The organism is Streptomyces sp. PA03-1a, assembly GCF_033792805.1.
Taxonomy (GTDB): Bacteria; Actinomycetota; Actinomycetes; order Streptomycetales; family Streptomycetaceae; genus Actinacidiphila.
Window position 1 is genome coordinate 40,183 of record NZ_JARAVO010000035.1, and the last position, 9,576, is coordinate 49,758.

Below are 9,576 nucleotides of genomic sequence, written 5' to 3' on the forward strand. Positions count from 1 at the left end.
CGCCTCCCGGACACCGGTCGTCCGGCAGGACGCCTGCTCGGGGGCGGCGCCGAGCAGAAGCCCGGTTGCGATCGACGCCGGACTCATCATACGACCGGCCCTCCCGCCCCCCGGGGCTAGGCCGTGTCCCCCACCGACTCGAAGCGCCAGCGGTGGACGGCCCGCCGGGCCAGGCCGTTGCCGGGCTCGGGCAGCTCGGGCAGCTCCGCGTCGTACGGGGCGTCCCACCAGGTGATGACCAGGACCCGGTCCTGGGGGGCGGAGAAGGTCTCGCGGCGCAGCGGGGCCGGGGACAGCGTCCGTTCGCGGGCCCACGCCAGCAGCTCGGGCCCGCGCCCTTCGACGGCGCGGGCCTCCCACATCAGGGCGACGGTCACGAGTAGAGGTTGTCCTTGCTGAGCTCGTGGAGATGGTCGTGGTCGTGGTCGTGCGTGTGGCCGGGCACGGACACGTCCGTCACCTGCAGCGAGGAGTCCGCCGGCAGGTCCCACGTGGAGGACGGCCGGCCGCGGGCCACCATCTCCGCGCCGAGGGCCGCGACCATGGCGCCGTTGTCGGTGCACAGCTTGGGGCGCGGCACGCGCAGGACGATGCCCGCGTCCTCGCAGCGCTCCTGCGCCAGCGAGCGCAGCCGGCTGTTGGCCGCGACGCCGCCGCCGATCATCAGGTGGTCGACGCCGTTGTCCTTGCAGGCCCGGATCGCCTTGCGGGTGAGGACGTCGACGACGGCTTCCTGGAAGGACGCGGACACGTCCGCGACCGGCACCTCCACGCCCTCCCGGCGCTTGGACTCGATCCACCGGGCCACGGCCGTCTTCAGGCCGGAGAAGGAGAAGTCGTAGAGCGGGTCGCGGGAGCCGGTCAGGCCGCGGGGGAAGCGGATCGCGTCCGGGTCGCCCTCGCGGGCCGCGCGGTCGATGGCCGGGCCGCCGGGGAAGCCGAGGCCCAGCACGCGGGCGACCTTGTCGAAGGCCTCGCCCGCCGCGTCGTCGATGGTGGAGCCCAGCGGGCGCACGTCGCCGGTGATGTCAGGGGCCAGCAGCAGCGACGAGTGGCCGCCGGACACCAGCAGCGCCATCGTCGGCTCGGGCAGCGGCCCGTGCTCCAGCTGGTCCACGCAGATGTGGGAGGCCAGGTGGTTGACCCCGTACAGCGGCTTGCCGAGCGCGTAGGCGTACGCCTTGGCCGCGGACACGCCGACCAGCAACGCGCCCGCGAGTCCGGGGCCGGCGGTGACGGCGATCCCGTCGAGGTCGGAGGCGACGACGCCGGCCTCCTTCAGCGCGCGCTGGATCGTGGGGACCATCGCCTCCAGGTGCGCGCGGCTGGCGACCTCGGGGACGACGCCGCCGAAACGGGCGTGCTCGTCCACGCTGGACGCGATCGCGTCGGCCAGCAGGGTGTGCCCGCGCACGATGCCGACACCGGTCTCGTCGCAGGACGTCTCGATGCCGAGGACAAGGGGCTCGTCAGCCATGGGTGGTCTCTGTTCCTTGTAGTCCCGGTACGTCAGGGGATGCCGGCAGCTCGCCGAGCCTCATCACGAGCGCGTCGACGTTGCCCGGCTGGTAGTAGCCGCGGCGGAAGCCGATCGGCTCGAAGCCGAAGCGCGCGTACAGCCGCTGGGCGCGGACGTTGTCGACCCGCACCTCCAGCAGCACCTCGTGGCACTCGAAGGCGGTGGCCTGGCGCAGCAGTTCCTCGAGCAGCAGCGCGCCGAGGCCGGTGCCCCACTGCTCGGGGGCGACGCCGATGGTCTGCACGTCCCCGGTGCCGCCGACGGCGGCCAGGCCCCCGTAGCCGATGATCCGCCCGGCCTCGTCCTCGGCCACGACGTAGTGCCGGGTCGCCGACGGGTGCCGCGCGTCGGCCAGTTCGGACCAGAACATGCCGCGCGACCACGCGTCGTCCGGGAAGAGCCGGTGCTCCAGCTCCATCACCGGGTCCAGGTCCCACCAGCGCATCTCGCGCATCAGCGCGGTCACTTCGGCAGGACCGCCTTGTAACCGGCCGGCACCTGGGCGTCCGGGCGGCGCAGGTAGAGCGGCAGCGCGGGGAGGAAGTCCTCGCCGTCCGCCAGCTTCACGGCGGCGAGCGCGGCCAGCGCGGCGGCGGACTGGTCGGCGGGCGGGCGGACGTCGGTGAAGGCCTCGGGGTAGAGGGCGGCGCCCGCGCCGACCGCGGGCACCCCGGCGACCTCGTCGGCGATGTCGCCGGGCCGGTCCACGGCCGGGTCGGTCACCCGGGCCCGCGGGCCCTCGTACCGGGCCCAGTAGACCTCCTTGCGGCGCGCGTCCGTCGCCACGACGAACGGCCCCTCGATCCCGGCGGCGTAGGCCAGCCCGTCGAGGGTGCAGATCCCGTGGACGGGGACGCCGAGCACGTCGGAGAAGGAGACCGCAGTCACCAGCCCGACGCGCAGCCCCGTGTACGGGCCGGGGCCGACCCCGACCACGATCCCGGTCACGTCGCCCAGTCCGGTCCCCGCCTCCCGCAGCACACGGTCCACGGCGGGCATCAGCAGCTCCCCGTGCCGTCTCGCGTCGATCTCCGTCGACTCGGCGAGCACGCGTCGGCCGTCGTGCAGGGCGACCGTCACGGCGGGGGTTGCGGTATCGAAGGCAAGCAGCAGCACGCGTTCAGCCTACGGCGTTCACCGGGGTGGCCCTGCCAGGACGGAGGCACCACCGCGGCCCGGGACGGCGCTCCCGTCGGCGTGCGGCCCGGCTGCTAACGTCAACCCAGCGTGACGCCCACCTCCGGAGGAAAGCCGTGGCAAGGATCGGTTCAGGGACGATCGTGACCGGACTGACCGCAGCCGCTCTGGCCGCCGTCGGCGTGCTCGCCGTCCAGGCCTCCAGCTCCGCCAGTGAGATGACCAAGGGCGTCCGTCCCACGGACACCGGCGGCCGCGACACCTCCCTGGCGGCCTCCGCCTCGCCCTCGCCGAAGCGGACGGACGAGCTCCCCGCGGCCTCCGGCACCGGCAGCAGGGTCGTGTACTCGCTGCGCGCGGACCGCGTGTGGCTGGTCGGCGACGACGGGAAGGTGCGCACCACGTACGGGGTCGTCCCCGGCACCGTGGACCCCGCCCCCGGCACCTACTCCGTGACCTCCCGCAGCGCCGCCAGCGTCGGCGGCGACGGCGTGGCCGTCGAGAACGTGGTGCGGTTCACGACCGTGGACAGCGTGGTGATCGGCTTCAGCGCGGCGAAGGACGGCTCCCTGCCCGACGCCCCGCCCCCGGGTCAGCAGACCGGCGGCATCCGCGAGAAGCGGAAGGACGGGGCGGCGCTGTGGAAGTTCGCGACCGTGAACACCAAGATCGTCGTCGTGCGCTGATTTCCCCCGGACGAGTGAACGCCTCCCGGGTTCACCCGGCGGGCGGGCACCTCGTGTCCCGCTGCCCGGCCGGACCGGTCCGGCCGGCCTCCGCCTGGGCGGCGTGCGCCTAGGCCGCGTCCGCCTCGGGGCGCCGCGTGGGTTCGTCCTGCGCCGTGTCCGGTTCCGGCTCCTCGGGCTCCCCCGGCGGGGTGCACACCGCGTTCGCCGCCGCGGCCGCCGCCAGCAGCGCCTGCATCGAGTAACCCGGCTCCGGCTCCGGGGCCGTGTGGGCCGACATGGATGCCTCCTGGGTCCGACGGGGGTCGGGTTAGGCAGCCCTAACCGACTCCTGGACTCCAGCAGAACACGGGGGACGTGCCGTACGCAACATCTTCCCGACACCTTGTCGGAACGGTTACGCGCTCAGACGCCGAGGCCCGCCAGGTCCTCACCGGCCCAGCGCCCGCCGACCCCGGTCACGACGACCTCGCGCACGTCGTGGTCCTCCTGCCCGTTCGCGGCGACCTCGCCCACCGCGCGGTGGATCACCAGCTGCAGCCGGTCGTCGGAGAGCTCCTCGACCTTGCCCTCGCCCCACTCGACCACGACCACCGACTCCGGCAGCGAGACGTCGAGGTCCAGGTCCTCCATCTCGTCGAGGCCGCCGGTCAGCCGGTACGCGTCCACGTGCACCAGGGCGGGGCCGCCGCCCAGCGAGGGGTGCACCCGCGCGATCACGAAGGTCGGCGACGTCACCGCGCCCCGGACGCCCAGGCCCTCGCCCAGGCCACGGGTCAGCGTGGTCTTGCCCGCTCCCAGGTCACCGCTGAGGACGACGAGGTCGCCGGCGCGCAGTAGCGGCGCGAGACGGCGCCCCAGCTCGCGCATCTGGTCGGGGGTCTTGACGGTGACCCGGATCGCTTCCATGCCGATGGCTTCCATGCCCATGTGCCCGAATGCTACGCGCCGCCGGAGACCACGCGGTCCGCCCTGCCCGGCCCGGCGGGCGGCGGCACCGCCAGTTCGCGCAGCGCCTGCGGGACCGCTGCGCGCGAGGCGTCGGCCGCCTCGGCGAGCAGCGCCGCCAGGTGCGTGTTGACCAGCTCGGGGTGCTCCAGCATCACCAGGTGCCCGGCCCCGGGCACCACCACCAGCTCGGTGTCCGGCAGGCGCTCGGCGATGGCCCGGCTGTGCTCACTGGGCGTCAGCAGGTCCTTGTCCCCGGCCAGTACGAGCCCGGGCAGGCCGTCCAGCACGTCCAGGGCCTCGCTCTTCTCGTGCTCGGTGAAGGCCGGGTAGAACTCGGCGACGACGTCGATCGGGGTCGACTCGATCATCCGCTCGGCGAAGCGCGCGACGCCCGGGTCCACCTCGGAGCCGAAGGAGTAGCGCTTGATGATCCCGGCGAAGAGGTCGGCCGTCGCCCGGCGCCCCCGTTCCACCAGGTCGACCTGGGTGCCCAGGATCCGCAGCACCCCCGGCGCCAGCGCCCGCAGCGCCCGCGCGCCGGCCGCCGGCAGGCCCAGCGTCACGCTGGCCAGCTTGCCGGAGGACGTGCCGACGAAGGCGAAGCCGGCCACGCGCTCGGCCACCACCTCGGGGAACTGGTCGGCGAACGCCATGACCGTCATGCCCCCCATGGAGTGCCCGACGAGCACCAACGGGCCCTCCGGCGCGGCGGCGTCGATCACCGCCTTCAGGTCGCGGCCGAGCTGGTCGATCGTGGCGGGCTCGCCGTCCGCCTGGTCCTTGCCCCGGCCGGAGCGGCCGTGGCTGCGCTGGTCCCAGTAGACGGCGCGTATCGCCCCGCGCAGCGCGGCGCGCTGGAAGTGCCAGGAGTCCTGGTTGAGGCAGTACCCGTGGCTGAAGACCACGGTCAGCGGCGGCGCCTGGCCGCTGCGGCGGAAGAACTGCCAGCGTCGCGTCGGCGCGGCCGCGTCGATCGCCGCCGGGTCCGCCTCCTCGACCTCGTAGTAGATCTCGGTGCCGTCCTCCGCGGCGACCCTGCCCGGCATCCCGCGCAGCGAGCCGTACGGCCCGGCCAGGTCGAGGGCGAGCCGGGCGCGTTTGCGCATCCCCCGGCCCACCGTGGCCCGCTCCAGCGCCACCCCCGCGGCGGCACCCGCCGCGACGACGCCCACGGCCGCGCCGACGATCCCGGCGCGCTGCCAGCGACCGGAAGCGGCGGCCGCTTCGGCCACCGCCTCGATCGCCGCCCCCGTTGCCCTACCGCTCTCGGTCATGGTCGTATCGCTGCTTCCCCTTGGCTACGCGTTTACGTACCCACGTAGACGCGCGGCACCCGGGTCCCGATCCGAGTGACGATCTCGTATGCGATGGTGCCCGCCGCCCGTGCCCAGTCCTCGGCGGTCGGCTCACCGCGGTCACCAGGGCCGAACAGTACTGCCTCGTCACCCGCGTCGGCCCCGTCGCCCCCGAGGTCGACCACGAACTGGTCCATCGCCACCCGCCCGGCGACCGTCCGCCACTTGCCCGCCACCAGCACCGGGCCGGTGCCCGAGGCGTGCCGCGGGACGCCGTCGGCGTACCCGACGGGCACCAGGGCGAGGGTCGTCTCGCCGGGCGTCGTGTAGTGGTGCCCGTAGGAGACCCCGTGGCCGCCGGGGACGCGCTTGGCCGAGGCCAGTCGCGCCGACAGCGTCATCACCGGGCGCAGCCCGAAGTCGGCCGGGCCGCCGACCTGCGGGACCGGCGAGATCCCGTACATCGCCACCCCGGTCCTGACCAGGTCGAAGTGCGCCTCGGGCAGGGTCAGCGTGGCCGGGGAGTTCGCCATGTGCCGGACCTCGGGGCGCAACCCGGCGCGCTCCGCGGTCTCCAGAGCGCTGTGGAAGACGGCGAGCTGCGCCGCGATGGAGGGGTGGCCGGGCTCGTCGGCGCACGCGAAGTGCGACCACAGCCCGGTGACCTTGACCAGGCCCTCGGTCTCGGCGGCGCGGGCGGCGGCGACGAGGTCGGGCCACTCCGCGGGCTGGGCGCCGTTGCGGCCCAGACCCGTGTCGGCCTTCAGCTGGACGCGCGCGGTCCGGCCCGCGGCCGCGGCGGCCTCCGCGACCTCGCGCAGCGCCCACGGCGCGCTGACCGTCACGTCGACGTCCGCCTCCACGGCGGCCCGCCAGGGCCCTCCCGGCGTCCACAGCCAGCACAGCACGGGGGCCGTGATCCCGGCTGCGCGCAGGGCCAGCGCCTCGTCGGGCGTCGCCGTGCCGAGCCAGCCCGCGCCCGCCTCCAGGGCGGCCCGGGCACACGGCACCATCCCGTGGCCGTAGGCGTCCGCCTTGACCACGGCCATCAGCCCGGAGCGGGGTGCGCGGGCGCGCAGCGCCGCGACGTTGGACCGCAGGGCGGCGAGGTCGATCGTGGCCTGGGCGCGCAGATTCGTCTCATCCATCGCGCCCAGTGTCTCAGGCCGGCCCCGTGCCGCCGTCACGTGGCGGGCTTCCTGCCCCACACGTACACCGCCTCCTGGATCTTCAGGACGTTCCACAGCAGGCGCGCGTTGCGGTTGGACAGGTTGATGCAGCCGTGCGATCCGGGCGCCTTGTAGACGCTCCCGGGAGTGGCGTGCATCGCCTGGCCGCCGCTGAAGAACTGGCTGTAGGGCATCGGGGCGTCGTAGATGTCGGAGACGTGGTCCTTGTGGCGCCAGTAGACGGAGAAGCGGCCGGTACGGGTGAGGTAGCCGGTGCGGCCGCTGCGGATGGCGACGGGGCCGAAGACGACCTTGGTGCTGCTGCTCTGCACCCACAGCAGCTGGCGGTTGAGGTCGATGCAGACGATGCGCTTGCCCCGGGCCGGCGCCGGGCACCGGCGGGAGGCGTTGGGGCCCTTCCTGGTGGCCTCGTCGAGACGGAGGTAGCCCCAGGTGGTGGGGCCCGCGAAGCCGGTGGCGGGCACGATGCCCTTGGACTTCTGGTAACGGCGGATCTCCGAGCAGTCGGCCTCGGACTGCCTGCCGTTCACACGCAGCCGCAGCCGCTTCTCGACCTCGCGCTGGTAGGGGCCTGTGAAGGACGTGCAGTACTCGGCGGGCTCCGGGTTCGACCCGTCCTCCTCGTCCTCCTCGTAGTACGGGTCCTGGTCCTCCTCCTCGGCGGCCCGCTCCTGCTGGAACGTACGCGCCCGCTCGACGTCCTTGGCGGGCACGAACTCCACCAGCTGCGGATCCACCCAGTCCTCGCCCTCGTCCTCGGAGAGCACGGCGCTGCGCGTGGGCCCGGTCGGCGCCATGCCGATCGTGCGGGGCAGCGCACCCTGGTCGGGGGTGTCCACCTGCCGGGAGGCGGCAGGGCCGAAGGGGACCCCGGGGACGAGCCGGTCCACCGGCACCGGCCAGTCGTCGTCCGCGGCGGCCGTCGTGTGCGCACCGAGTGCGGCAAGGGCGACCACTGCCGCGGTGAGCAACCGGACCCTGCTTCTGGCATACGTTCCCATGAACACACAAATTGACGTGCGGCCGCCCGGCGGAACACCACGTCGGCGGACTCCACCCGTTTCGCCCAGTTGATTGACGGCGGATCAGGACCTGATGTCGCGCCAGGCGTCAGGAAGGGCGGCGGCCACGTCGTGCGCGGCGATCGGCGCGCCCACCGGGCCCGCGGCGACCCGCGCCGACAGACCGTGCAGGTAGGCGCCGACGGAAGCCGCGTCGCGCGGGGCGAGCCCGGCGGCCAGCAGGGACCCGGTGATACCGGAGAGCACGTCACCGCTGCCGGCCGTGGCCAGCCAGGACGTCCCCGTGGGATTGACCCGGACCGGCACCCCCGGCTCCGGGGACGCGACGAGCGTCGTGGAGCCCTTCAGCAGCGCCGTCGCGCCGAACGCCTCGGCCAGCCTCCGTACATGGTCCAGCCGCGCCGCCTCCACCTCCTCGCGGGCCACACCGAGCAGCGCCGCCGCCTCCCCCGCGTGCGGGGTCAGCACGGTGCCCGCGGCGCGGGAGCGCACCACGGCCCGGTCCAGCAGCCGCAGGCCGTCCGCGTCGACGAGCACGGGCACGTCCGAGGCGAGCACGTCGTCCACCGAGCGCCGCGCCTCCGGCCCGTCGCCCAGCCCGGGGCCCACCACCCAGGCCTGCACCCGGCCGGCCTTGTGCGGCGGCCCGGCCGACACCAGCGTCTCCGGGAAGCGGGCCAGCACGGCCCGCGCCCCCGGGCCCACGTACCGCACGGCCCCCGCGCCCGCCACCGCGAGCACGGCGGCCCCGGGGTAGCGCTCCGAGCCCGCGACGACGCCGATCACGCCACGCCGGTACTTGTCGCTCTCGGCGTCCGGGCCCGGCAGGAGGGCGGCGACGTCGGCGTGCTGCAGCGCCTCCAGGTCGGGCGCGGTGCCGTCCAGACAGGGGCCGAGGCCGATGTCCACCAGGCGCAGGGCGCCGGCGTGCTCGGCGGCCGGGTCCACGAGCAGGCCCGGCTTGTACGTCCCGAACGTCACCGTCATGTCGGCCCGCACCGCCACGCCCCGGACCTCGCCGCTGTCGGCGTCCACCCCGCTGGGGAGGTCCACGGCGACCACGACCGCCCGGGACGCGTGCGCGGCCTCCGCCAGCGGCACCGCCTCGGGGCGCAGCCCGCCCTTGCCCCCGATGCCCACGATGCCGTCCAGCACGAGGTCGGCGCGGTGGATCAGGGCCACCGCGTCCACGTCGTCCGGGGCGACCGCACGGCCGCCCGCGGCGCGCAGGGCCGCCAGGCCACCGCGGTGCGCCTTCTGCGGCGCCACCAGGACGGCGGTCACCCCCGCCCCGCGCCGCGCCAGGCGCGCCCCCGCGTACAGCGCGTCGCCGCCGTTGTCCCCGCTCCCGGCCAGCACGACGACGCGGGCCGCGTAGACCCCGCCCCCGGTGCCGAGCGCGTTCGCGCACGCTGCCGCCAGCCCGGCCGCCGCCCGCTGCATCAGAGCCCCCTCCGGAACCCGCGCCATGAGCGCCCGCTCCGCCGCCCGTACGGTCTCCACGCTGTACGCCACCCGCATGGGGCCATGTTCCCACCGCGGGGCCGTGGTTGCGCGCCGTGCGCGGTCCGTCTCTGCCCGGCCGGTGGCTGTGCGCGGGTGCGTACCGCCTGCGGGCGGCTGCGCCGGGCTGCCCGGGTGTTTGTGTGCGGGTTGTTTGCGCCTGCGGCGGGGTGCCCCCGCCCCCCGATTGCCCGGCGCGGTCAGTGCGGGCCTGCCTCGCACCATGTGCCTGAGTCGGGGCCGCGCCGGCGCACTCCCCCAGCCTTCGGCCGG

At 75.0% G+C, this 9,576-nt stretch carries 11 protein-coding genes; 1 reads left to right on the forward strand and 10 read right to left on the reverse strand.

Features of this window, described 5'->3' with window-relative positions; all coding sequences use genetic code 11:
- Positions 1-116: 116 nt before the first annotated feature.
- Genes PV341_RS10605 through tsaB form a run of 4 tightly spaced genes read right to left on the reverse strand, consistent with a single transcriptional unit; the run spans position 117 to position 2,635 of the window.
- Positions 117-377, reverse strand: coding sequence for a hypothetical protein (locus PV341_RS10605; RefSeq protein WP_500328116.1), 261 nt, complete (start codon positions 375-377; stop codon positions 117-119).
- On the reverse strand, positions 374-1,477 hold the full coding sequence (gene tsaD, locus PV341_RS10610; protein WP_500357473.1) for a tRNA (adenosine(37)-N6)-threonylcarbamoyltransferase complex transferase subunit TsaD: 1,104 nt from the start codon (positions 1,475-1,477) through the stop codon (positions 374-376). The genes PV341_RS10605 and tsaD overlap by 4 nt, the downstream gene beginning before the upstream one ends.
- Positions 1,470-1,973: a ribosomal protein S18-alanine N-acetyltransferase gene (rimI, locus tag PV341_RS10615; RefSeq protein WP_500357478.1), complete on the reverse strand. Its 504-nt coding sequence runs from the start codon at positions 1,971-1,973 to the stop codon at positions 1,470-1,472. Before rimI ends, tsaD begins: the two co-directional genes overlap by 8 nt.
- An 8-nt stretch (positions 1,974-1,981) precedes the next feature.
- A complete protein-coding gene (gene tsaB, locus PV341_RS10620) occupies positions 1,982-2,635 on the reverse strand; it encodes a tRNA (adenosine(37)-N6)-threonylcarbamoyltransferase complex dimerization subunit type 1 TsaB (RefSeq protein WP_500357475.1) in 654 nt (217 codons plus the stop codon).
- 164 nt (positions 2,636-2,799) lie between these two features.
- On the opposite strand from tsaB, the gene PV341_RS10625 reads away from it, so the two are divergent.
- The gene (locus PV341_RS10625; protein ID WP_500328120.1) at positions 2,800-3,342 is read left to right on the forward strand and encodes a hypothetical protein; all 543 of its coding nucleotides are present in this window, start codon (positions 2,800-2,802) and stop codon (positions 3,340-3,342) included.
- 109 nt (positions 3,343-3,451) lie between these two features.
- Here PV341_RS10625 and PV341_RS10630 read toward each other — a convergent pair whose 3' ends face one another.
- From PV341_RS10630 to PV341_RS10655, 6 genes are all read right to left on the reverse strand, one after another.
- A complete protein-coding gene (locus tag PV341_RS10630; RefSeq protein WP_500328121.1) occupies positions 3,452-3,622 on the reverse strand; it encodes a hypothetical protein in 171 nt (56 codons plus the stop codon).
- Positions 3,623-3,747: 125 nt separating this feature from the next.
- Positions 3,748-4,272, reverse strand: a complete 525-nt coding sequence (gene tsaE, locus PV341_RS10635) for a tRNA (adenosine(37)-N6)-threonylcarbamoyltransferase complex ATPase subunit type 1 TsaE (RefSeq protein WP_499513452.1) — start codon at positions 4,270-4,272, stop codon at positions 3,748-3,750.
- Between the two features lie 11 nt (positions 4,273-4,283).
- Positions 4,284-5,567, reverse strand: coding sequence for an alpha/beta fold hydrolase (locus PV341_RS10640; RefSeq protein ID WP_500328123.1), 1,284 nt, complete (start codon positions 5,565-5,567; stop codon positions 4,284-4,286).
- Between the two features lie 32 nt (positions 5,568-5,599).
- Positions 5,600-6,736, reverse strand: coding sequence for an alanine racemase (gene alr / locus PV341_RS10645; protein ID WP_500328124.1), 1,137 nt, complete (start codon positions 6,734-6,736; stop codon positions 5,600-5,602).
- Positions 6,737-6,771: 35 nt separating this feature from the next.
- A complete protein-coding gene (locus PV341_RS10650; protein ID WP_500328125.1) occupies positions 6,772-7,749 on the reverse strand; it encodes a L,D-transpeptidase in 978 nt (325 codons plus the stop codon).
- A gap of 114 nt (positions 7,750-7,863) precedes the next feature.
- Complete coding sequence (locus PV341_RS10655; protein ID WP_500357477.1) at positions 7,864-9,321, reverse strand: NAD(P)H-hydrate dehydratase; 1,458 nt, start codon at positions 9,319-9,321, stop codon at positions 7,864-7,866.
- Between the last annotated feature and the right edge of the window lie 255 nt (positions 9,322-9,576).